Raw genomic sequence first — 20,836 nt, 5'->3', positions numbered from 1 at the left:
CACCCCTCCCTCTTTTCCCCCCCCCCCCCCCCCCCCACACCCCCCCCCCGCCCGCGCCGCCCCCCCCCCCCCCCCCGCGGTGGAGGCGGCCGCCCTCGCCCGGGCCCGGCTGCAACCGGCCGGCCCGGACGCGGACGACCTGCGCGACCCGATCGGGGGTACGCCCGCCGACTTCCGGCGCTGCGCCGAGGAGATCGAGCGGTCGATCCGACCCGTGCTGGCGCTCATCGGGTCAGCCGGCTGAGTTCCTGCGTGCGGTCGCCACCCGCGGCGGCGCGCTTGCCGCGCCGGGCGACACCGGCCCGGTCGGCCGGCACCGACGGCGCCGCCGGCGGGAGGACCACCTTGTACGCCTCGTACTGGTAGGCGTCCGCCTTGGCCACCTTCGCCATGTTGAGCACGCAGCCGAGCAGCCGGACCGAGACGGAGTTCAGGGAGCGGGCGGCCGCGGCCACCTGGCTGCGCGAGGTGCGACCCTGCTGGGTGATCAGCAGCGCCCCGTCGGCCTGCACGGCCACCACCACACCGTCGGTGACGGCGAGCAGCGGCGCGGTGTCGATGACCACGATGTCCGCCGACTCGCGCAGCGCCACCAGCAGGTCCGCCATCGCCTTGGACCCGAGCAGCTCGCTGGGGTTGGGCGGGGTGGCTCCGCTGGGCAGCACGAGCAGGGACTTGTCGCCCCAGCGCTGCACCACGTCACCGACCTGGACGTCGCCGACCAGCACGTCGGTGAGCCCGACCCCACCGTCGAGGCCGAGGTAGTCAGCGACCTTGGGTCGGCGCAGGTCGGCGTCGATGAGCAGCACCCGCCAGCCGGCCTCGGCCAGCGCGATGGCGGTGTTGCACGCCATGGTGGTCTTCCCCTCACCCTGCAGGGCACTGGTGACCGCGATGACGCGGGCCGGCTCGTGCACGTCGACGAAGCGCAGGTTGGTCCGTAGCTTGCGGACCGCCTCGGCCCGGGGCGAGTTCGCCGCGTCGCCGACGATCAGCGGGGCGTTCTTGGCGCCGGACTCGAACGGGATCTCGCCCAGCAGCGGGCTGCCGGTGACCCGCTGGAGCGCGGCCGCGTCCCGCATCCGCACGTCGGCCATCCCGCGCAGCACGGCCAGCGCCGCCCCGACCAGCAGGCCGAGCAGGCCGCCGAGAACCATGTTGCGCACCGGCTGCGGGGAGACCGGGCTGGAGGTGACCCGGGGGCCGCTCACCACCTCGAGCTTGATCGGTGGCGACTGGCCGCCCGTCGGCGTTTCCACCTTCTGCACCAGCTCGACGAACTTGGCCGAGAGCGTCTCGGTGGTCCTCAGCGCGCGGGCTTGGTCGGTGTCGGTGAAAGTCGCCTTGAGCAGCACGGTGCCGTTCTCGGAGCTGGTGCTGATCCGTCGCCGCACCTGGTCGGCGGTCAGCCCCTGCGGGCTCTCCGCCACCACGCTCTGCGCCAGCCGGTCGCTGGTGAGCAGGTCGGCGTAGGACTTCACTCGTTGCTGCAGGAACAGACCGCCCTGGTAGGCGTCGGTGACGCCCTGGCTCGGGGTGGTGACGAAGAAGGTGACGGAGGCCTCGTAGCGGGGCGTAGCGCGGACCGTCACCGCGGCTGCCGCGCCGAGGGCCGCCATCAGCGTCAGCAGCACGATCCACCAGCGACGCCGGACGAGATGCAGGTAGCCGTGAGCGTCCATCACGTTCCCCCTCGCGACACGCCGGTCAGCCCATTAAACTGCACGAAAGCCCCCTAAAATGCAAAAGCTCGTGTAAGGACCTGAATCACTCATCCATGACTTTAGGTGACCTGAAGAATGTAGACGATGAGACCCGGATCCAAGCCGTAAATCCTCCCATTACCGCAACGAACCGGAGGCCAACCAGGCAATCGCGAACCCGCCGCGGACGACGACGCGCGACGCGTCCCCGGGTCCCCCACCGGGCGCCACCTTCCCTGTTAACGCTGGACACGGCCACGTGGTGCGGCGGCTTCGCGGCTGCCGCGTGGTCCCCACCGCCTCACGTCGCGGTCACGCGCCCGCCTGGATAGGGTCGGAGGAGGTGTGCCGGGAAGTCTGGTCGGCGATCCTTTCGCCGACCCCTGATCCCGAGGTGGACACCGCATGACCGACCGCACCCCGCGCACCCGCCGGCCCTACCGTTTCCTGTCCCGACGGTCGTGGCCGGAGGCGCGCTTCCTGGCCGACGTGCTGCGCACGGAGACGGTCGGCGGGGGTCTGCTGCTGCTCGGCGCGGTGGTGGCGTTGCTCTGGGCCAACTCCCCCTGGCGGTCCGCCTACCGCGAGCTCGGCGACTGGGTGCCGTGGCCCGGCGGCCACGCGCTGCACCTGGACATCAGCCTCGCCGCCTGGGCGGCCGACGGCCTACTGGCGATCTTCTTCTTCGTGGTGGGCCTGGAACTCAAGCGGGAGTTCGTCGCCGGGGACCTGCGGGATCCGCGACGAGCCGCGCTGCCGGTGGTGGCCGCGATGGGCGGCATGCTGCTGCCCGCCCTCTGCTACGTCGCGGTGGTGCTCTCCGCCGGCGGGGAAGGGCTGCGCGGCTGGGCGATCCCCACCGCCACGGACATCGCCTTCGCCCTCGCCGTGCTCGCCGTGGTCAGCTCCCACCTGCCGCAGGGCATGCGCGCGTTCCTGCTCACCCTCGCGGTGGTGGACGACCTCTTCGCGATCATCATCATCGCGGTCTTCTACACCGCCGACTTCCACCCGCTGCCGCTGCTCACGGCGCTCCTGCCGATCGCCGCGTTCGCGCTGCTGGTGCAGCGGCGGCGGACCTGGTGGTGGGCGTTGCTCCCGCTCGCCGGGCTGGCCTGGGCGCTGGTGCACGCCTCCGGGGTGCACGCCACAGTCGCCGGGGTGCTGCTCGGCTTCACCGTGCCGGTGCTGTCGTCCCGCACCGGCCGACCGGGGCTGGCGGAGCGGCTGGAGCACCGGTGGCGGCCCGTCTCCGCCGGCCTGGCGGTGCCGGTCTTCGCGTTCTTCGCCGCCGGCGTGTCGCTGGTCGACGTGGACCTGGGCGGCGTGCTCACCGATCCGGTGGTGATCGGAGTGGCCGCCGGGCTGGTGCTCGGCAAGACCATCGGGGTGTTCGGGTCGACGTTCCTGCTCGCCCGGTTCACCCGGGCCGAGCTGGACGAAGAGATCACCTGGGCCGACCTGTTCGGGCTGGCGCTGCTGGCCGGAATCGGGTTCACCGTGTCGCTGCTGATCGGTGAGCTGGCCTTCGGGCCCGGCAGCGCCGAGGACGAGCGGGTGAAGGCGGCCGTCCTGCTCGGCTCGCTGATCGCCGCCGCCCTGGCGTCGACGGTGCTGCTCCGGCGCAACCGGGTCTACCGGCGGATCTCGGCCCGGGAGAGCCGGGACAGCGACGGCGACGGCGTGCCGGACGTCTACCAGGAGGAGACCGCGTAAGCGGCACCACCCGCCCGGCACCCCGCGCCGCGGGTCAGCGCCGGCGTCGCGCGCGCTCCTCCTCGGTCCCGTCGGTCTCCTCCTCCACCGCGTCGGCGTACGGGTCGAGAAGGTCGTCGCCCGGGACCGCGACCGCCTCGGCCCGGTCCTGCTCGTCGGAGCGCCCGCCGGGCGGCGGCTCGGGGGCGGTGCCCTCCCCGGCGAAACCGTACTCGTTGGGCTCGTCGTGCCTGCTCATGCGCGGGACCTCCCGGTCGTCCTGGTTGGCTCTCGGCGCTCGCGCCGGAACGCGGGCACGGGTGTTCATACCCAGCGACGCCGGCCACGATCATCGGGAGCCGGGATTCCGCCGTCACGACCGGCGCGCGGTCGCGACGGCGGCACCCCCGCTGCCTCAGGCCAGCTCGTTGACCGCCTCGAGGATCAGCCAGAGACCGGAGATGGCGAAGAGGATCGCGGCGCCGTACCGGATGGCCTTCTCCGGCAGGTGCCGGCCGAGCATCCGGCCGACCATGATGGCGAGCGCGTCGGCGGCCACCATGCCGAGGGTGGAGCCCAGCCAGGTGCCGAACCAGCCGTACTTGGTGGCCAGGGTGATGGTGGCGAGCATGGTCTTGTCGCCCAGCTCGGCGAGAAAGAAGGCGACGCCGACCGCGACCACGGCCGACTTGCTGGTCTTCTCGGCCTTGCGCCGCTCCTCCTCGGTGAGCTTGTCCCCGCGCAGCGTCCAGGCGCCGAAGCCGAGGAACGCCACGCCGGCGATGAGCGAGATCCAGCCGGTGGGCAGCGCCGCGTGCAGGCCGTACCCGATCGCCACCGAGGCCAGGTGCACGACCGCGGTCGCGACGGTGATGCCGATGAGCACCGGCAGGGGCCTGAATCGCGTGGCGAACGTGAGCGCCATGAGCTGGGACTTGTCGCCCAGCTCGGCGACGAAGATGACGCCGAAGCTGATCACCAGCGCGACGAGGAAACCGTCCATGTGAACCTTCCCGATCAAGCCGGGAGGAGGTACGGGGGCGCCCTCGACCCGGCTGCGACAGCCAGAGTCGAAGGTCTCGCCCGCCCCGGGGACCGGGGCCGCGTGGCCGGACGCGGAACACGTCAGTATGTCGACCACGACATTGGGGGCTACTCCCCTTCGCACCGCCCAGCCTAGCCGACCACGACCGGCCCCGCCGCCGCGGGTGGACAGCCTCACCCGCGGCGGACCGCCCGAGGCTCAGTCGGCCCGGGCGAGGCTGACCCCGAACAGCCCGTCCGGGTCGGTCCAGAACGCCTGCCGGCTGAACCCGGCACCGGCCAGCTCCGCCGCGATCCCCTCCGGGCGGAACTTCGCCGAGACCTCCGTCCGCAGCTCCTCGCCGGCGGCGAAGTCGACGTCCAGGTCGAGCACGCGCACCCGGGTCGGGTGCTCGGCCCGCAGCCGCATCTCGATCCACTCGTGCTCGGGGTCCCAGGCCGCCACGTGGGTGAACGCCTCCGGGTCGAAGTTCGCCCCCAGTTCCCGGTTGATCACCCGGAGCACGTTGCGGTTGAAGTCGGCCGTCACCCCGGCGGCGTCATCGTATGCGGGCACGATCACCTTCGGATCCTTGACCAGGTCGGTGCCGATCAGCAGCCAGTCCCCCGCCTCCAGGGCGGCGCGCATCGCGGTGAGGAACTCGGCCCGTTCCACCGGGAGCAGGTTGCCGATGGTGCCGCCGAGGAACACCACCAACCGCCGGCCGCCGGTGGGCAGCCGGTCGAGCTGCCGGGTGAAGTCGCCGACGATGCCACGGACCCGCAGCCCGGGGTACTCGGCGGCGATCTGCTCGGTGGACTGGCGCAGGGCGCTGACCGAGACGTCCAGCGGCACGAAGGTGCCCAGGTCGCCGTGGCGGGTGAAGGCGTCCAGCAGCAACCGGGTCTTCTCCGACGAGCCCGAGCCCAGCTCGATCAACGTCTTCGCGCCGGTCAGCTCGGCGACGTCGTCGGCGTGCGCGGCCAGCGCCGCCCGCTCGGCGCGGGTCGGGTAGTACTCCGGCAGCCGGGTGATCTCCTCGAAGAGTTCGCTGCCCCGGGCGTCGTAGAACCACTTCGGCGGCAGCCACTTCGGCGTCGCGGTCAGTCCGATCCGTACGTCCTCGCGCAGGCCGCGCTCGAGGTCCTGCTCCTCCAGGTAGATCTCCAGAGGCTCCGCGCTCATGTCGTGTCCCTTCCTGTCCTACCTGCGGGTTTCAGACGGCCGTCAGCTCCCGGGTGTCCCACCCGGTGGCGGTGGCCACCACCAGTCGCCCGTCCGGCACGGCCTGCCAGCCGGGGTCGTCGTCGAGGGGCTCGGAGGTCAGCAGCACCGAGTCGGGGGTACGGCGTGCGGACAGGGCATGGCCGGCGACGCTGGCGACCACCGTGGCGCCGTCGGTGAGCAGCAGGTTCAGCCGCGAACCGGGGGCGACCGCGGTGACGGCGGCGACGGTCTCCGCGATCGCGGCGGCGGGCTCCGCCCCGGCCCGGAGCCGGTGCCGCACGAGCGCCCAGAGCAGCGCGGCGTCGGTCGGCGCGTCCAGCGTGAGCAGGTCGCGTACCGGCAGCTCGGCGGCGAGCGGCACCACCGCGTCCGGCCAGCCCCGGACCACGCCGTTGTGGCTGAACAGCCAGCGCCCCTCGGCGAACGGGGCGGCGGCGGTCTCCTGCACCGGCATGCCGGCCGTGGCGGAACGGACCGCCGCGAGCACCGCGCCGGCCACGGTGACCGCCGCCAGCTCCGGCAGCGTGGTGTCGCTCCACATCGGGTGCGCGCGCCGGTAGCGCACCGGATCCCCCGCGCCCGGGTACCAGCCGACGCCGAAACCGTCGGCGTTGATGGTGCCGCCGCCGCGCATGTCGCGCGGCGCCCAGGACTGCCGCAGCAGGCCGTACGGCGGGTCGTACAGCAGGCTGCGCAGGCTGACCGGCGGCCCCAGGTACGCCAGGTGTCGACACATCAGACGGTGCGCCCCGTCACGCGTGCGCCTCCTCGGGCCGGGCGTCGCGGGCGCAGCGGAAGCCGCTGAAGATCTGCCGCCGGATCGGGTAGTCCCAGTTGCGGAAGGTGCCCCGGCAGGCGGACCGGTCGGTGCCGAACGAGCCGCCGCGCAGCACCCGGTGGTCGTCGCCGAAGAAGACCTCCGAGTATTCCCGGTAGGGGAAGGCGACGAAGCCGGGGTGGCCGCGGAAGGTGGTCGAGGTCCATTCCCAGACGTCCCCGATGAGCTGGTGCACGCCGAGCGGCGAGGCACCGGCCGGGTACGCGCCCACCGGCGCCGGCCACAGGTGCCGCTGGTCCAGGTTGGCGTGCGCGACGGCCGGGTCCTCGTCACCCCACGGATAGCGGCGGGAGCGGCCGGTCGCCGGGTCCCAGCGGGCCGCCTTCTCCCACTCCGCCTCGGTGGGCAGCCGCTTGCCCGCCCACGCCGCGTACGCCTCCGCCTCGTACCAGCAGACGTGCACCACCGGCTCGTCGTCGCGGACCGGGGACCAGCGGCCGAAGCGGCGGTACGCCCAGCCGTCGCCGTCCCGGCGCCAGTGCATCGGCGCGGTCAGCTCCGCCTCGACCCGGTGCCGCCAGCCCGCCTCGCTCCACCAGCGCGGCTCGTCGTACCCGCCGTCGGCGATGAAGGCGCGGTACTGCCCGTTGCTGACCGGCGCCGCGTCGATGACGTACGCCGGCAGGTCGACGGTGTGCGCCGGCCGCTCGTTGTCCAGGGCCCAGGGGTCGGTGGAGGTGCCCATGGTGAACGGCCCGGCCGGCACCAGCACCTCGCCGCCGACCCGTGCCCGCGGCTCGGGCGGCGGCGGCGCGTCCAGCACCGGCGCCCCGGCGCGCAGCTGGTGGGTGGCGAGCATGGTCTCGTCGTGCTGCTGCTCGTGCTGCACGATCATGCCGAAGGCGAAGCCGTCCTCGACGAGCCTCCGGTCGTCGAACCGGATGCCGTCGAGCAGGTCGTAGACCTTGTCCCGCACGGTCCGCACGTAGGCGCGGGCCTCGGCCGGAGGCAGCAGGGGCAGCGCTGGGCGGTCCCGGCGGGGCTGCTTGAACGCGTCGTACAGGTCGTCGATGTCGCGACGGACCGGCTCGCGGCCGCCGACGTCGCGGACCAGCCAGAGCTCCTCCTGGTTGCCCACGTGCGCCAGGTCCCAGACCAGGGGGGACATCAGGACGGAGTGCTGCCGCATCAGGTCGTCGTCGTCCACCGCGTCGGTCAGCAGCGCGGTCCGGGCCCGGGTGCGGTCCAACTCCGCGGCGATCATGCCGCGCAGGCGCTCGCTCCCGGTCCCCGGCCGCTCGGTCGTCGTCACCGGTGTCTCCTCTCCGCGGCGGCGCGGCGCCGCCGGATTCCTCGGCTCGTCTCGTCGTGCAGCCCCGCGGGCAGGTTCAGCCGGGGCAGGGCCGCCAGGGCCAGGTCGAACAGGGACACCGCGGCGGCGGCCAGCGCCGGGTCGCCCAGACCGTGGCGCGCCGCGGGGTACCACTGGTCGGCGACCGGCGTGGCGGCCGCCAGGGCCGCGCGGGTGGTGGCCGGGTCGGCGAAGAGCGCGGCCAGCACCGCGAGCGGCAGCGTCCACTCCCGGCCGGGCTGGGTGTCCAGATAGCGGATCTCCAGGTAGCCGCGCGGGCGGACCGGCGGGAAGAGCGTGCTGACGTGGTACTCCAGGTCCTCGGTGGTCGGTGGGCGGGGCAGCGCGCCGGCCAGCCAGTCGGCGAAGGTGACGCCGGGCGGCGGGGTCCAGTCGGGACCGTCGCCGCGCACGCAGAGCAGCGGCGCGGCGAGCGCGTACCGGGTCCAGGCGGTGACCGGGTCGTGGTCCGCGCGATCGGGTGACCAGACCGGCCGGGTCCGCGCCGGGTCGATGGCCAGCCAGGCCGCCATCCGGGCGGAGGCCCATCCGGTCCGCCGGCCGGCGTGCCGGTCGGCGGTGGCGAACGCGGCCAGCAGCGGCGGCCCGACGGCGTGCGCGGTCGCCCACCGCTCGGCCAGCCGCTCGGGCTCGCCCGCGTCCAGGCACACTTGGAGACCCGCGGTGCTGTACATCATGGCGCGACCGGCCGGCCCGCGCCGGTCGAAGACGCAGCGCATGGCCTGGTAGCGCGGGGTCTCGACGACCGGGCGCGGAGCCCGCCAGGGGTCCATTCCGGTGCTGCCCAGCACGAGGCCGGCGGCGTCCAGTACGGCGCTCAGCTCGGCGATGTCGGCGGTGGTGGCCTGGATCAGCGCGGCGATCGACGGTCGCGGCGCGGAGGAGATTTCCACCTGCCCGCCCGGCTCCACGGTCACGGCGCCGCCGTGCCGGAGCCCTTCGGCGGGGCTCGTCGGGTCGATGGTGACGGGGCTGTGTCGCCCCAGGGCCCGGCGCAGTCGCTCGCGGTCGACCGGGCGGGTCGGGTCCGCGGCGTCGTGCACCGTCCATTCCAGCTCGACGCCGGTCAGGGCGGGCGGGCCGGTCTTGAAGCAGATCCTGGCGATGTGCCCGGCGGCCGCGGCCTCGTCCCGCAGGGCGGTGGTCCGGTCCAGCTCGGGTGACATCACCAAGAGACGGCTCCTCTCCCCGGGGTGGCGACGGCTCTGTCGCCCCGGACGCCGGCACCGTCGCCGGCGGGCGTCCGCAGTCCCACCATCTTCTGTCTAGCAGACGGAATCCGCGCGCCCAGGGAGATGAATTTTTGTCCGAAATCTGGTTGCGGCCGCTTGGCGGCGACTCAGCCGGCGGTGCTCGGCCGGCCAGTGGGACGGGCCGGGGAGGGCGGGATCCCGGCGTCCGGCGACCGGGTGGCCCGGACGCTGGGCGAGGTCTTCGGGCCCTGGTCCGGGACGAGCCCGGCGCAGTATCGGTCGACCTGCCCGGCCCCGCCCGCCGCCGCGACAAGGTCGGCGAAGGCCGGCGACTCCAGCGCCCTGGTCCGCTGGTCGGCCGGCTTCGCCAGGTACGCCCGGCACAGGCCGGTGAGCTGCTCGATGGTGGGCGGGCGGCCCGGTCCAGCGGTGCGCCCGGGGGTCGGCGAGGCGGCGGGACCGGAGCTGCCGGGGCCTGGGTACTGCGACGGCGAACCGGTGTCGCCCGCGCCGGTGCTGCCCGCCGTGCTCGGGGCGGGCGGCGGCGCCGGCTGGTCCGGCCGGTCGAGGCTCACCGCGGCGAACGCGACTCCGGCGGTGGCGGTGGCGGCGAGGCCGGCCGCCCAGGCCACCGCGCCGACGCGGAACCGGCGTCGGCGGGGCGCGGGGACCGACGCCGGCACGGGGTTCGTCCGGGCGACCCGGAACGCCGCGAGGGCCCGTTCCTCGCCGGCCAGCTCACCCGGGTCGGCCGGGGCGGCGGCAGCGGCGAGCAGGTGTGCCAGCGGGTCGGCCCCCGGCTGCGGGGGACGTCCGGCGCGGGCCGCGTCGAGCAGCCGCTCGGACTCCGCCCGATCGGCGGGTCCGTCAGACCGGCGAAAAGTCATCCAGGGTCCCCTCACGTCATCCGTCCGCCGGTTCGGCCGTCGGCGCGTTCGGCGCCTGCCGTCCCCGGCCGGTACGCGGGCGGGGCGGGGCACCTCCCCCGGCCACGCCCGGTGACTGTCCAAGGTCGGAGCGTTCCAGCAGCGCGGCGAGGCGGCGCAGGCCGCGGTGCGCGGCGGTGCGGACGGCGCCCGCCCGCCGGCCGAGCACGCGTCCGGCGGTCTCGGCGTCCAGGCCGATCACGGCGCGCAGCAGCACCGCCTCGGCCTCCCGGGGCGGCAGGGTGGCGATCAGCGCCAGCGCGGACTCGGTGCCGATCGTCTCGCCGGCCCGCTCGGCGGTGTCGGCGTCGCCGGCCAGCTCGCTGAGTGCCTGCACCGGCACCGGCAGGGACGGCCGCCGGCGCTGCCGGCGGAGATGGTCCATGGCCCGGTTGCGGGCGATGGTGACGGTCCAGGCGCGGAACTCCCCGCCGGTGAAGCTGGGCAGGTCGCGGGAGATCTGCAGCCAGGCCTCCGAGGCGACGTCCTCGGCGTCCGCGCCCACCAGCGCGGTGAGGTAGCGCAGCAGACCCGGTTGGAGGCTGCGATAGAGGAACCGAAAGGCCGCCTCGTCGCCCGCCTGCGCCGCGGCCACCGCCTCGCTCAGCTCACCGGTCATGAACCTGCCGTTCCCGCCGTGCCAACTCTCCGGACCGGCGCCCGCCGGTCGCGTCACCGACGTCCCGCAGGTCCGGTGTCCGGACCTCCACCCGCACCATCAGCCCCCCGCTGACCTGATCGGCGACCGCCGCCGAGGCGGGCGCGCGTGGACATGTGCCGCTTTGGTACGGCCGTCGGCGGACATACCGTACCGGCGTCATGGGGCGGCCCAGAGCCGGGCCAACGCTAGGAGCGGACAGACGGGCCGACAAGCCACCATCCGTCGGGAAAAGAGTGAGAAATGTCTACGGGCCCCGACGGCGGGTCGGTGTAACAAGGACCACTCCGTGCACGCTGCCAGGTGTCAGTTGCCTCACGACAACTGTCCGCAAGTCGGAGATACGAAGCCACGAACGCATTTCCTGTCCGAATGTACCCGTCTCGTCACCCTCGGCCACTAGCCGTCCAGCCGGCTGGCCGTTCGGCGGATCGGCACCGGGCCGCCCGCCGGCCGCGACGGTAGAGATCGCGGGAAATACTCCGCGCCCCCTCTGGGTACGGTATTGAGGTGTTGTCTTCGGAGGTCGTGCTCAGCGGTCGGTACCGCCTGGATGACCGTGTCGCCACCGGCGGCATGGGGGACGTCTGGCGTGCCACGGACCTGGTGCTGGGCCGTCAGGTCGCGGCGAAGGTCCTGCTTCCCGCGCTGGTGTCCGACCCCGACTTCATCGCCCGCTTCCGCGCCGAGGCGCGGATCATGGCGTCGCTGCGCAACCCGGGCATCGTGCAGGTCTTCGACTGCGGCGAGGACGAGCTGCCCGACGGCAGCCGGGCCGACTACCTGGTCATGGAGTTCGTCGAGGGCGAGCCGCTGTCCCGGCGGATCGAGGCGGCCGGCCACCTCGAGGTCGCCGAGACCATGTCGATCGTGGCGCAGGTGGCGCAGGCTCTGCACGCGGCGCACAACCGGGGCATCGTGCACCGGGACGTCAAGCCGAGCAACCTGCTGGTGCAGGACGACGGCACCGTTGTCCTGGTCGACTTCGGGGTGGCCCGCTCGACCAACGTGACCAGCATCACCAGCACGAACGCGGTGCCCGGCACCGCCCTCTACATGGCCCCCGAGCAGGCCGCCGGCCGGCCGGTCTCCGGCGCCACCGACATCTACGCGCTCGGCGCGGTCGCCTACTGCTGCCTCACCGGCACCCCGCCGTTCACCGGCGACAGCCCACTCCAGGTGGCCGTCCGGCACCTGGACGACGAGCCGCCGGAGCTGCCGGCGGAGATCCCGCCGTCGGTCCGCGACCTGGTCGCCCGGGCACTGGCCAAGGACCCGGTCGACCGCTTCCCCTCGGGCGCGGCGATGGCCGAGGCGGCCCGGGCGGCGATCGGCGAGTCGCCGACCGCGATGGTGCCGGTGGCGCTGCGCGGCGCGGCCGGCCCGGCCAACACCCGGGACGACCTGACCGCAGCGGTCCCGCCGGCCGCCGCGGCGCGGGCCGGGCGGCGCGGCCGGCGCGGGACGCTCCTCGGTGCGCTGGCCGCGGTCCTGGTGGCGCTGGCCGCCCTCGGCGCGGCGCTGGGCGCCGCGAAGAACGCGGGCGAACCCCCGGCCACCACCATCCAGCCGACGTCTCCCGCCGTCGCCCCCAGCATCGGGGAGGTGTCGTCCACGACCGAGGCGCCGCCGACCGACTCGCGCGGCCGACCCAACCGGCCGCCCGCGTCGACGAAGCCGTCCGCGTCGGCCTCGGCGACGCCCAGCGCCTCGCAGAGCCCCTCGGCCGAGCCGAGCCAGTCGGAGCTGCCGTCGCCCGCGCCCAGCGCGCCGGCCACGGCCCCGACCACCACGGCCCCGCCCACGGAAACGACGCCGCCGACCGCCACCACGACGACCACCGACCCGGCCGGCGGCGGTGGCGGCCAGCCGCCGGCCGGCACGGGCTGAGTCCCCTCCGGGCAGCCCGCAACCGCCGCCAGGGCCCGGCCGTCGAGCGACTCTGACCGGACGCCCCGGCCCCACCCGGTCGTGGGGCCGGAGCGCCGGCGTCACTCGGCGCCGAGCGACTCGACGATCGGCCGGGCCAGGGCCCGGCGGGCGGGCAGCACGGAGGCGGCCAGCGCCGCCAGCACGGCCACCCCGAGGATCAGGGCAATCCGGTTCCACGGCAGCACCAACACGTACGCCCCGCCGACCCGGGCCACCACGGCCATGGCGCTGGCGCTGACCGCGATGCCGAGCGCGACCCCGAGCACCGCGCCGACCAGCGCGACGAGCACCGCCTCGACGGCCAGGGCGGCCCGCAGGCCACCCCGGGTCAGTCCCACCGCCCGCAGCACGGCGTTCTCCCGGGTGCGCTCCACCACCGACAGGGTGAGGGTGTTGGCCACCCCGACCAGGGCGATGACCACCGCCAGGCCGAGCAGCGCGGTGACGAAGCCGAGCACCATGTCCACGGTGCCGGTCAGCATCCGCTTGTACGCCGCCTGGTCCATCAGGTTGACCGTCGGGTAGTCGGCGAGCACCCGGGTGATGGCCGCCTTGGCGGCGGCGGGCGCCACTCCCGGCGCGGGGTCCACCTCGGCGAGGTAACCGCGGGTGCCCGGGAAGAGCGCCCCGAAGTCGGCGTCGACCATGTCCACCACGTACCCGGCCGGGACCTGACTGCCGGCCAGCGGCGCGTCCTCGGCCCGCACCACGGCGGCGATCCGGAACGGCCGGCCGGCGAGCGTGACCGTCTGCCCGGCGTGCCAACCGCGGGCCTGGGCCAGCGGGCGGTGCACCAGCACCTCGCCCGGGCCGAGCCGGCCCGGATCGCCCGCGTCGACGCCGGTCAGCGTCCGCCGGGCCAGGGCCGGGTGCGCGGCGCGTACCTGCACGCCGTCGACCACCCGGTGGCGCTGCTCGTGCACCACGCCGAGTTCTGGGCGGGCGGCCAGCGCGCCGGTCAGCGAGGCGGGCAGGTCCCCGCCGATGCCGGTCACCACGAAGTCCACCCCCACCTCGGCGTCGACCGCCTGCTCGATGCCCCGCTTGGCACTGGCCGCGCCCACCACGAACGCGGACACCAGCCCGATCCCGATCACCAGGGCGGTGGCGGTCGCGGCGATCCGGCGCGGGTTGCGTACCGCGTTCGCGACCGCCAGCCCGGCGGTCACGCCCAGCAGCGGGCGGGCCGGCCGGCCGAGCAGCCGCACCAGCGCCGGCATCAGCAGCGGTCCGAACAGGACGATGCCGAAGAAGGCCAGGATCCCGCCGAGCGCGACCAGCGACACCTGTCCGGCCACTCCCGCGCCGACCAGCGCGGCCGTTCCCGCCGCGAGGACCAGCCCGCCGGCGGCGAGCCGCAGCCGACCGGCCCGCCGCGCCGGGTGCACGGCGGCGTCGGTCAGCGCCGCCACCGGCGCGACCCGGGTGCCCTGCCAGCAGGGCAGCGCCGCGGCGCCGACCGTCATCAGGGTGCCGAGCAGCAGGCAGAGCAGGACGGTCCGCACGCCGATCGCGGGCGTGCCGCCCGCCGGCCCGCCCCGGGCGGCCAGCAGGGCGGACAGGCCGACGGCCAGCCCCACTCCGGCCAGTACACCGGCCGCCGAGGCGGTCAGGCCGGTCACCGCCGCCTCCAGCAGCGTGGCCCGGAACACCTGACCACGGGTCGCGCCGACCAGCCGCAGCAGGGCGGTGCGCCGGGTGCGCTGGGCCAGCACGATGGCGAAGGTGTTGGCGATGACGAACCCGGAGACCACCACGGCCACCACCGCGAAGGCCAGCAGGAAGTTGGTGAACTGCCGCAGGTCGCGGACGGCGTCCTTGACCGCTTCGTCGAGGATCTGCCGCCGGTCCTTGACGGTGACGCCGGTGCCGAGCGCGGCGCGGACCCGCTCGACCAACGCGGCCCGGTCCACCCCGGGCGCGGCGGCGACGAGGATCCGGTCGTAGCCGCGCTGGCCGGTGACGGTCAGCGCGTCGGGCCCGGCCAGCCCGATGTACGGGCCGCCGACGTCGCGCGACGTGCCCGCCACGTCGACGGTGCCGACCAGGGTGTACGGCCGCGCCGCGCCGGTGGCGCCACCGACCCGGACCGGGGACCCCAGGTGGAACCGCTGGGCGGCGACGGTGGCCTCGTCGAGGACCACCTCCCCCGGCCCGGCCGGCAGCCGCCCGGCCACCACCCGGTACGACTGCACGCCCGGGTCGCCGGGGATCGCGGCGAGTACGGCGTACCCGAGCACCGGCCGGCCGTCCGCCCCGGTCACCCCGCCCGAGCCGACCAGCTCGCCGCCGGCGGCGGCCACCCCGTCGACGGCCCGTACCCGGTCCAGCAGGGCCGGTGGCAGCGGCTTGTCGTCACCGCCGTAGACGGCGAGGTCGGTGTGCCGGTCGAAGACACCGGCCTTGGCGTACGCGCCGGCGCGCATGCCGTCGGCGAACATCAGGGTCCCCGCCACGAAGGCCACCCCGAGGACGATCGCCAGCGTGGACGGGAGCAGGCGCAGCCCGTCGGCGCGCAGCTGGCGCAGGGTCAGGCGGAACATGCCGGTCACCGCCCCACCGGCTGCGGCTCGAGGCGGGCGAGCGCGTCGAGGACCTGGGCGGCGCTCGGCGCGTGCAGCTCGTCGACCAGCCGGCCGTCGGCGAGGAAGACCACCCGGTCGGCGTGGCCGGCGGCCACCGGGTCGTGGGTCACCATGACCACGGTCTGGCCGAGCGTGTCGACCGCATCGCGCAGCAGCCGCAGCACCTCCGCCCCGGACCGGCTGTCCAGGTTGCCGGTCGGCTCGTCGGCGAAGATCACCCAGGGTCGGGTGATCAGCGCCCGGGCCACCGCGACCCGTTGCTGCTGGCCGCCGGAGAGCTCGGCGGGCCGGTGCCGGAGCCGGTCGGTCAGGCCGACCGCGGCGACCACCTGCCGCAGCCAGTCCGGGTCGGGTCGCCGGCCGGCGATGGCCAGCGGCAGCACGATGTTCTCCTCGGCGGTGAGGGTGGGCAGCAGGTTGAACTTCTGGAAGACGAAGCCGATCCGGTCCCGGCGCAGCCGGGTCAGCCGGCGGTCGTCGAGCCGGGCGAGGTCGGCGTCACCGATCCGCACCGACCCGGAGGAGGGCCGGTCGAGTCCGGCGAGGCAGTGCAGCAGGGTCGACTTGCCCGAGCCGGACGGACCCATGACGGCGGTGAACCGGCCGGCGGCCAGGTCCAGGTCGACGCCGTCGAGGGCGACCACCCGGTGGTGGCCGGAGTCGTACTCCTTGCGCAGGTGGCGGGTGGTGACGGCGACGCCGGCGGTCGGGGTTGCGGACACGGGGTCCTCCTGTCGGACACGGTCGAGATTCGTCTCCGACGCTATGTGCGACAGCCCCTTGGCGATCTCCACCTGCGCGCTCGACCGCGGTACGCCCCGGGTCGCCCCCGACCGGGTGGACCCGTACGACCCAGGTCGTACGCGGGCTCACCCGCCCGGGGTGACCAGCCCGCTCTCGTAGGCCAGCACCACGGCCTGGACCCGGTCGCGGAGCTGCAACTTGGCCAGGATCCGGCCGACGTGGGTCTTCACCGTGGCCTCCGCGACGTGCACCCGGGCGGCGATCTCGGCGTTGGACAGCCCCTGCGCGACCAGCAGCAGCACCTCCCGCTCCCGCTCGGTGAGCTGGGCGAGCCGCGGGTCCTCGGCGGGGCCGGGGCCGAGCTGACCGGCGAACCGGTCGAGCAGCCGCCGGGTGATCGACGGGGCCACCACCGAGTCGCCCTCGGCGACCACCCGGATCGCGGCGAGCAGTTCCTCCGGCGGCACGTTCTTCAGCAGGAAGCCGCTTGCCCCGGCGCGCAGCGCGGCGAACGCGTCCGCCTCGGTGTCGAAGGTGGTGAGCACCAGCACCCGGGGCCGGCCGGGCGGGCGGGCGCAGATCCGGCGGGTCGCCTCCACCCCGTCCATCGTGGGCATCCGCAGGTCCATCACCACCACGTCGGCCTCGACCCGGTCCAGCACGCGCAGCGCGTCGGCGCCGTCGATCGCCTCGCCGACCACCGCCAGGTCGGGCTGGGAGTCGAGCACCATGCGGAAGCCGGCGCGGACCAGCGCCTGGTCGTCGACGATCACCACGCGGACGGTCATGCTCGCTCCTCGCTCTCCGGCACAGCGGGTGCCGACGGTAGCGGCAGGCGTGCCTCCACCCGCCATCCCCCGCCCAGGGTGGGACCGGCGGCGAGGCTGCCCTCGTACACCCCGACCCGCTCGCGCATGCCGACCAGGCCGTGCCCGCCGGACGGCGCCGGGCGGACCACCGGCCGGCCGCGCCCGTCGTCGGCGGCCCGCACCACGACGGCGGCCGGGGACCAGTCGAGGCTCAGCTCGACGGACGCGCCCACCCCGGCGTGCTTGAGCGCGTTGGTCAGCGACTCCTGCACCACCCGGTAGACGGTCAGCTCCAGACCCGGTGGCAGCGGCCTCGGCTCGCCGGTGGCCGCGCAGGTGACCGCCAGGCCGGCGGCGCGGAAGCGGTCCAACAGGTCGGGCAGTTCGACCAGCGCCGGCCGGCGGTGTGCCGGCTCGGCCGTCGCGCCCGGCGCGGCCACCGGCTCCGGCCGGCTCGGTTCCCGGAGTACGCCGACCAGCCGACGCATCTCCTCCAGCGCCTGCCGCCCGGTGTCCGCCACCACCTTGGCCGCCTCCCGGGCGGTGTCCGGATCGCGGTCGACGGTGAACCGGACCCCGTCGGCCTGCACGATCATCACGGCCATGCTGTGCGCGACCACGTCGTGCAGCTCGCGGGCGATCCGGGTGCGCTCCTCGGCCACCGCGGCCCGGGCCTCGGCCTCCCGCTCCCGTTCCAGCGTGGCGGCCCGCTCCTCCAGGCTCAGCACGTACAGCCGGCGGGTACGCACGTTCAGCCCGACCAGCCAGACCGCCGCAGTGACCGTTCCGAACCAGAGCGCGCTCGCCCACCAGGCGGCCGGCCCGCGCACCTGGAGGGCGGCCAGCACCACCCCGACGGCCGCGACGATCCCGGCGGCGATCCCGTCCGGGAGCCGGTCGGCGTACTTGACCACGCTGTAGAGGGCGATCAGCACGGCGACGTCGTAGCCGAGCGGCCCCCAGTGGGCGAGCACCTGCGTCAGGGCGAGCACGCCGACCACGGCCGCCACCGCCGACGGGTGGGTCCGCCGGAACAGCAGGGCCACCGCCATCGCGAACCCGACCAGGGTGGCCGGCCAGCCGCCGGGCTGCGCCACGACCCCGAGGACGGCGAAGAGCGCCACGAACCCGGAGACGGCGACGTCGAAGGCGACGCTGCGCACCGGACGGCCGAAGATCACGCGATCCACGGTCACCCAGCGTACGGGCAGTTCGACGCGTCGATGCCTACCGAGCTTGGTCGGCGACGAAGACGCCGAGGCCCTGGTGACCGTAGAGCTCGCCGGTCTCGATGAGAATCGTGATCGCCTGCCGGACGGTGGACTGGCTGCCCACCTCGTACAGATCGGCGAGCGCCTTGGTGGAGGGCAGCTTGTGGCCGGGTGGCCATTCGCCGGACGCGATCCGTCCCCTGATGTCGGCGATGATCCGCCGATAGTGCGGCTCGAACTTCCGTGGTGCGGGCATGCGAAGTACTCCCAGCTAGGCGCACCCATCTGATCACGCCACCGGGAGGACTTCAAGAGCAACGTTGACTTTACCAGTATTACCGGTAAAGTTTGCCGCGAGGAGAGCCCAGCTAGGCACTGCGCACCTTCTCTCGGAGCGGCCGGCGGTCCCGACCGCCCGCTGCTCCGACCTCAGTCAGTTCAGATTCAGCACGGACAGGCCCGGGGCGGGTGCCGGGCTCCGGTCGGCTCGGGCGCGCGGTCGCGCCGGTCGACCCCGCCCGCCTCGGTGCCGCTCCCACCGACCAGGGAGGGTCATGGACTCGATCGACGCCGTCCTCGGCGAGCTTCCCCAGCCACCACGCGTGACCGCCGAGGACGTCGGCTTCGCGGTGACCGCGATCGTCGTGCACGCCGCCGAGCAGTGGCCGGACGGCCCTCGCTGCCGCAACGACCGTGCTCCGCACCCCTGCCGGTTGCACCGCTGGGGCCGGCGGGTCCTCGACCGGCGCGGCCTCACCGACCGGCAGGTCGCCGTCCTGGTCGCGGAACGGACGGCGCCCCGCGAATGATCTACGTCGCCGGCGAGCGCCTGCACGCCCACCACCTTCGCACCGCCGTCTTCGACCACCGCCGGCGCGGCTACGACCCCGGGCAGGTCGATGCGCTGCTCCGACGCGCGGCCGACGAACTCGACCGGCTGCGCCGCGAGCTGACCACCACCACGACCGAGGCGGAACGCATCCGGCAGGCGCTACGCCAGTGGCAGTCCCGGCACACCCGGTGCCACGACGGTCCTCCGCCGGCCCAGAACAACCGGTGGCAGCCGTGAGCGCGCCCCGGTGGATCATCCACCTGCCCACCACCCTGACCCGGCTCGACGACGCCGCCGCCCTGGCCGTGGCGTTACGGGACTCGCTGCGGCACGTCCCCGCGATCGACTTCGGTGAGACCACACTCAGCGAGGAGGACCGCCAGTTCGTGCGTACCCGGGTCTGGTGCGACGCCCGACTGCCCGATCACGCCCGCTGTCCCCTGCCGGCCGACCACGACGGCCCCTGCGGCCCGGCGTCGGGCAGCCGAGCCCACTCGAACAATCCGGTCGAGACATGACGCCGCTGCTGGACTTCTTGCCCTACCCATCCGCGCCGCCACACCCTCGTCCGCGACGTGGGCGCGTGCCGACGATCAGGCGTGAGAACGTACGTGGCCCGTGCGGCCATCCGGTCTTATGGACTTGGCAGACGCATGCCCTCAGGCCACAGTGGTGGTCTGGTCGGGGGCCGGCGGCAGCGGGAAATCGATCTTTACGGGCGTTCCGCCTGGAGGCGAAAAGCGAAGCGTCAGGAGACGCGCCTCGCGGGGCGGGGCCGGCAGGAACGACCAGTGGGCTTCCCATTCGGTCCCGCTTCCGCCGGCTCGTCCCGAGGCGAGGCGGTAGGGGGTACCGATGTCGTCGGACACCTGAGGCGCCAGCCGGGTGAGCGACTCCGCGGGCCACGGGGGCGGCGGCGACTCGCGATCGGCCCGCTGCTCCCACTCTTCGTACCGAGCCGTGTAGTCGGCCAGCGCGGCCTGACGCGCTGGGCCTTGCTCGGCGTCGAGCGTCACCTCGATGTGGTTGGCCACCGCGACCTGCACAAGCTGTGCGCGTGTCCCGGCGACCTCACCCACCACCACCGGGGGGTGAAGCGGCAACCGAATTCGTGGGACCTGGCGCACGGTCAGCAGGTAGACGTGATCAGGATCGTGGTAGTCCAGGTGGAAGACCCCGTCGCCAAGCCGTTCGGCGTGCCTCGAAGGCGGTTGCTCCAGCGAGTGCCGCACCAGCAGCGAGTTGATCACGTCCTCGAGGTCCGTCATGCTCGACACCTAACCACCGCGCCAGAAGGGCGAGACGTCACCGCGCCGGGCGTCTGTCGGCTCGGCCGGTCAGGACGCGATCAGCTCGCGCATGCGGGTGATCTCGACGGACTGCTCGGTGGCGACCGAGTTGGCGAACTCCTGCATGCTCTGGTCCACCCCCACCTTGAGCAGGTCGGTGGCCATCGCCACGGCGCCGTCGTGGTGCTCGGTCATCATCCGTACGAAGAGGCGGTCGAACTCGGCGCCGTGGGCGGCGGCGAGCTGCCGCATCGCCTCCGGGGACTGCATCCCGCGCATGGCGCCGTGGTCGTGGCCGGGGACCTCGGCGGGCAACCCCCGGGCGGTGAGCCACGCCCGCAGTACGCCGATCTCGGGTTGCTGAGCGGCCCGGATCCGGTCGGCGACCGCGCGCACCCGAGGGTCGGCGGCCCGGTCCGGGGCGAGCGCGGCCATCTCCAGCGCCTGCTGGTGGTGCGGGATCATCATCCGGACGAACCAGACGTCGGGGCTGTTGTACCGGGGCGGCGCGGCGTCCCGCACCTCCTGTGCCGGGCGGGTCACCGCCGGCTCTCCCGGTCGACCGGGCACGATGACCGGCGGCCCGTCCGCCGTGGGCGACGGACTCGACGCGGCGGCCGGGACGGCCGGCGGGCGGTCGGGACGGGGCCACAGCGTCACGCCCAGCGCGACGAGCACCAGGGCCACGACTGTTACGGCGATCAGTGTCCGTCCACGTCGGCCGGTCATGCGGCACCCCCTCCGATCGAGGTGACAGCGATCCTAACCAGGAACAAAGGACACTCGATGTGACCCGGATCACATTGATACTCGTCGGTCACCGGTAAGGTGTCGACAATCGTCATCCCCTTTCGAAGG

At 74.4% G+C, this 20,836-nt stretch carries 22 protein-coding genes; 6 read left to right on the top strand and 16 right to left on the bottom strand.

The window, feature by feature from the left end:
* Positions 1 to 79 precede the first annotated feature (79 nt).
* The gene (locus tag ACZ6S5_RS24305; protein WP_466003963.1) at positions 80 to 244 is read left to right on the top strand and encodes a hypothetical protein; all 165 of its coding nucleotides are present in this window, start codon (positions 80 to 82) and stop codon (positions 242 to 244) included.
* Here the strand turns inward: ACZ6S5_RS24305 and ACZ6S5_RS24300 are convergent.
* Positions 225 to 1,682 (bottom strand): tyrosine-protein kinase domain-containing protein, encoded by a 1,458-nt coding sequence (locus ACZ6S5_RS24300; protein ID WP_466003962.1) that lies wholly within the window; start codon positions 1,680 to 1,682, stop codon positions 225 to 227. The genes ACZ6S5_RS24305 and ACZ6S5_RS24300 overlap by 20 nt on opposite strands.
* 426 nt (positions 1,683 to 2,108) lie before the next feature.
* On the opposite strand from ACZ6S5_RS24300, the gene nhaA reads away from it, so the two are divergent.
* Complete coding sequence (gene nhaA / locus ACZ6S5_RS24295) at positions 2,109 to 3,419, top strand: Na+/H+ antiporter NhaA (protein WP_466003960.1); 1,311 nt, start codon at positions 2,109 to 2,111, stop codon at positions 3,417 to 3,419.
* Between the two features lie 34 nt (positions 3,420 to 3,453).
* On the opposite strand, the gene ACZ6S5_RS24290 is transcribed toward nhaA, so the two are convergent.
* The 8 genes from ACZ6S5_RS24290 to ACZ6S5_RS24255 form a co-directional block, all read right to left on the bottom strand.
* Positions 3,454 to 3,657: a hypothetical protein gene (locus ACZ6S5_RS24290; protein WP_466003958.1), complete on the bottom strand. Its 204-nt coding sequence runs from the start codon at positions 3,655 to 3,657 to the stop codon at positions 3,454 to 3,456.
* A gap of 156 nt (positions 3,658 to 3,813) precedes the next feature.
* A complete protein-coding gene (locus tag ACZ6S5_RS24285) occupies positions 3,814 to 4,401 on the bottom strand; it encodes a TMEM165/GDT1 family protein (RefSeq protein ID WP_466003956.1) in 588 nt (195 codons plus the stop codon).
* A 240-nt stretch (positions 4,402 to 4,641) separates the two neighbouring features.
* Positions 4,642 to 5,607, bottom strand: coding sequence for an L-histidine N(alpha)-methyltransferase (egtD, locus tag ACZ6S5_RS24280; protein WP_466003955.1), 966 nt, complete (start codon positions 5,605 to 5,607; stop codon positions 4,642 to 4,644).
* Positions 5,608 to 5,638: 31 nt separating this feature from the next.
* Positions 5,639 to 6,385, bottom strand: a complete 747-nt coding sequence (egtC, locus tag ACZ6S5_RS24275; protein WP_466003953.1) for an ergothioneine biosynthesis protein EgtC — start codon at positions 6,383 to 6,385, stop codon at positions 5,639 to 5,641.
* Positions 6,386 to 6,401: 16 nt separating this feature from the next.
* Positions 6,402 to 7,691: an ergothioneine biosynthesis protein EgtB gene (gene egtB, locus ACZ6S5_RS24270; RefSeq protein ID WP_466003972.1), complete on the bottom strand. Its 1,290-nt coding sequence runs from the start codon at positions 7,689 to 7,691 to the stop codon at positions 6,402 to 6,404.
* A 44-nt stretch (positions 7,692 to 7,735) separates the two neighbouring features.
* Complete coding sequence (egtA, locus tag ACZ6S5_RS24265) at positions 7,736 to 8,971, bottom strand: ergothioneine biosynthesis glutamate--cysteine ligase EgtA (protein ID WP_466003951.1); 1,236 nt, start codon at positions 8,969 to 8,971, stop codon at positions 7,736 to 7,738.
* A 167-nt stretch (positions 8,972 to 9,138) separates the two neighbouring features.
* On the bottom strand, positions 9,139 to 9,879 hold the full coding sequence (locus ACZ6S5_RS24260; RefSeq protein ID WP_466003950.1) for a hypothetical protein: 741 nt from the start codon (positions 9,877 to 9,879) through the stop codon (positions 9,139 to 9,141).
* A 16-nt stretch (positions 9,880 to 9,895) separates the two neighbouring features.
* A complete protein-coding gene (locus tag ACZ6S5_RS24255; protein WP_466003949.1) occupies positions 9,896 to 10,537 on the bottom strand; it encodes an RNA polymerase sigma factor in 642 nt (213 codons plus the stop codon).
* 549 nt (positions 10,538 to 11,086) lie between these two features.
* On the opposite strand from ACZ6S5_RS24255, the gene ACZ6S5_RS24250 reads away from it, so the two are divergent.
* A complete protein-coding gene (locus ACZ6S5_RS24250) occupies positions 11,087 to 12,466 on the top strand; it encodes a serine/threonine-protein kinase (protein WP_466003948.1) in 1,380 nt (459 codons plus the stop codon).
* Between the two features lie 101 nt (positions 12,467 to 12,567).
* Here the strand turns inward: ACZ6S5_RS24250 and ACZ6S5_RS24245 are convergent, their stop codons facing one another.
* From ACZ6S5_RS24245 to ACZ6S5_RS24225, 5 genes are all read right to left on the bottom strand, one after another.
* Entirely contained in the window at positions 12,568 to 15,051 is a 2,484-nt protein-coding gene (locus tag ACZ6S5_RS24245; RefSeq protein ID WP_466003946.1) for an ABC transporter permease, read from the bottom strand.
* A 5-nt stretch (positions 15,052 to 15,056) separates the two neighbouring features.
* A complete protein-coding gene (locus ACZ6S5_RS24240; RefSeq protein ID WP_466003944.1) occupies positions 15,057 to 15,815 on the bottom strand; it encodes an ABC transporter ATP-binding protein in 759 nt (252 codons plus the stop codon).
* 147 nt (positions 15,816 to 15,962) lie between these two features.
* Positions 15,963 to 16,625, bottom strand: coding sequence for a response regulator (locus tag ACZ6S5_RS24235; RefSeq protein WP_466003942.1), 663 nt, complete (start codon positions 16,623 to 16,625; stop codon positions 15,963 to 15,965).
* Complete coding sequence (locus tag ACZ6S5_RS24230; RefSeq protein WP_466003940.1) at positions 16,622 to 17,842, bottom strand: sensor histidine kinase; 1,221 nt, start codon at positions 17,840 to 17,842, stop codon at positions 16,622 to 16,624. Before ACZ6S5_RS24230 ends, ACZ6S5_RS24235 begins: the two co-directional genes overlap by 4 nt.
* 31 nt (positions 17,843 to 17,873) lie before the next feature.
* Complete coding sequence (locus ACZ6S5_RS24225; RefSeq protein ID WP_466003939.1) at positions 17,874 to 18,113, bottom strand: GntR family transcriptional regulator; 240 nt, start codon at positions 18,111 to 18,113, stop codon at positions 17,874 to 17,876.
* Between the two features lie 298 nt (positions 18,114 to 18,411).
* On the opposite strand from ACZ6S5_RS24225, the gene ACZ6S5_RS24220 reads away from it, so the two are divergent.
* Genes ACZ6S5_RS24220 through ACZ6S5_RS24210 form a run of 3 tightly spaced genes read left to right on the top strand, consistent with a single transcriptional unit; the run spans position 18,412 to position 19,207 of the window.
* Positions 18,412 to 18,666: a hypothetical protein gene (locus ACZ6S5_RS24220; RefSeq protein ID WP_466003937.1), complete on the top strand. Its 255-nt coding sequence runs from the start codon at positions 18,412 to 18,414 to the stop codon at positions 18,664 to 18,666.
* A complete protein-coding gene (locus ACZ6S5_RS24215; RefSeq protein ID WP_466003936.1) occupies positions 18,663 to 18,926 on the top strand; it encodes a DivIVA domain-containing protein in 264 nt (87 codons plus the stop codon). Before ACZ6S5_RS24220 ends, ACZ6S5_RS24215 begins: the two co-directional genes overlap by 4 nt.
* Positions 18,914 to 19,207 (top strand): hypothetical protein, encoded by a 294-nt coding sequence (locus tag ACZ6S5_RS24210; protein WP_466003934.1) that lies wholly within the window; start codon positions 18,914 to 18,916, stop codon positions 19,205 to 19,207. Before ACZ6S5_RS24215 ends, ACZ6S5_RS24210 begins: the two co-directional genes overlap by 13 nt.
* Positions 19,208 to 19,348: 141 nt before the next feature.
* Here the strand turns inward: ACZ6S5_RS24210 and ACZ6S5_RS24205 are convergent, their stop codons facing one another.
* Together ACZ6S5_RS24205 and ACZ6S5_RS24200 are read right to left on the bottom strand one after the other, a co-directional pair.
* On the bottom strand, positions 19,349 to 19,957 hold the full coding sequence (locus ACZ6S5_RS24205; protein ID WP_466003933.1) for a hypothetical protein: 609 nt from the start codon (positions 19,955 to 19,957) through the stop codon (positions 19,349 to 19,351).
* Positions 19,958 to 20,026: 69 nt separating this feature from the next.
* Positions 20,027 to 20,707, bottom strand: coding sequence for a DUF305 domain-containing protein (locus ACZ6S5_RS24200; RefSeq protein WP_466003931.1), 681 nt, complete (start codon positions 20,705 to 20,707; stop codon positions 20,027 to 20,029).
* Positions 20,708 to 20,836 lie beyond the last annotated feature (129 nt).

The sequence above is a fragment of the Micromonospora sp. NPDC051924 genome (genome assembly GCF_055586005.1).
The sequence above is the reverse complement of the archived record's forward strand: the minus strand, read 5'-3'. Positions and strand labels throughout refer to the sequence as shown.

Excerpts from the sequence above, each read along its gene's own strand:
- ACZ6S5_RS24225 (WP_466003939.1), bottom strand. The coding sequence starts at position 18,113 with ATGCCCGCACCACGGAAGTTCGAGCCGCACTATCGGCGGATCATCGCC.
- ACZ6S5_RS24215 (WP_466003936.1), top strand. The coding sequence starts at position 18,663 with ATGATCTACGTCGCCGGCGAGCGCCTGCACGCCCACCACCTTCGCACC.
- ACZ6S5_RS24235 (WP_466003942.1), bottom strand. The coding sequence starts at position 16,625 with ATGACCGTCCGCGTGGTGATCGTCGACGACCAGGCGCTGGTCCGCGCC.
- ACZ6S5_RS24245 (WP_466003946.1), bottom strand. The coding sequence starts at position 15,051 with ATGTTCCGCCTGACCCTGCGCCAGCTGCGCGCCGACGGGCTGCGCCTG.
- ACZ6S5_RS24200 (WP_466003931.1), bottom strand. The coding sequence starts at position 20,707 with ATGACCGGCCGACGTGGACGGACACTGATCGCCGTAACAGTCGTGGCC.
- ACZ6S5_RS24220 (WP_466003937.1), top strand. The coding sequence starts at position 18,412 with ATGGACTCGATCGACGCCGTCCTCGGCGAGCTTCCCCAGCCACCACGC.
- egtC (WP_466003953.1), bottom strand. The coding sequence starts at position 6,385 with ATGTGTCGACACCTGGCGTACCTGGGGCCGCCGGTCAGCCTGCGCAGC.
- egtD (WP_466003955.1), bottom strand. The coding sequence starts at position 5,607 with ATGAGCGCGGAGCCTCTGGAGATCTACCTGGAGGAGCAGGACCTCGAG.
- ACZ6S5_RS24300 (WP_466003962.1), bottom strand. The coding sequence starts at position 1,682 with ATGGACGCTCACGGCTACCTGCATCTCGTCCGGCGTCGCTGGTGGATC.
- egtB (WP_466003972.1), bottom strand. The coding sequence starts at position 7,691 with ATGATCGCCGCGGAGTTGGACCGCACCCGGGCCCGGACCGCGCTGCTG.
- ACZ6S5_RS24285 (WP_466003956.1), bottom strand. The coding sequence starts at position 4,401 with ATGGACGGTTTCCTCGTCGCGCTGGTGATCAGCTTCGGCGTCATCTTC.
- ACZ6S5_RS24260 (WP_466003950.1), bottom strand. The coding sequence starts at position 9,879 with ATGACTTTTCGCCGGTCTGACGGACCCGCCGATCGGGCGGAGTCCGAG.
- ACZ6S5_RS24205 (WP_466003933.1), bottom strand. The coding sequence starts at position 19,957 with ATGACGGACCTCGAGGACGTGATCAACTCGCTGCTGGTGCGGCACTCG.
- ACZ6S5_RS24290 (WP_466003958.1), bottom strand. The coding sequence starts at position 3,657 with ATGAGCAGGCACGACGAGCCCAACGAGTACGGTTTCGCCGGGGAGGGC.
- ACZ6S5_RS24255 (WP_466003949.1), bottom strand. The coding sequence starts at position 10,537 with ATGACCGGTGAGCTGAGCGAGGCGGTGGCCGCGGCGCAGGCGGGCGAC.
- nhaA (WP_466003960.1), top strand. The coding sequence starts at position 2,109 with ATGACCGACCGCACCCCGCGCACCCGCCGGCCCTACCGTTTCCTGTCC.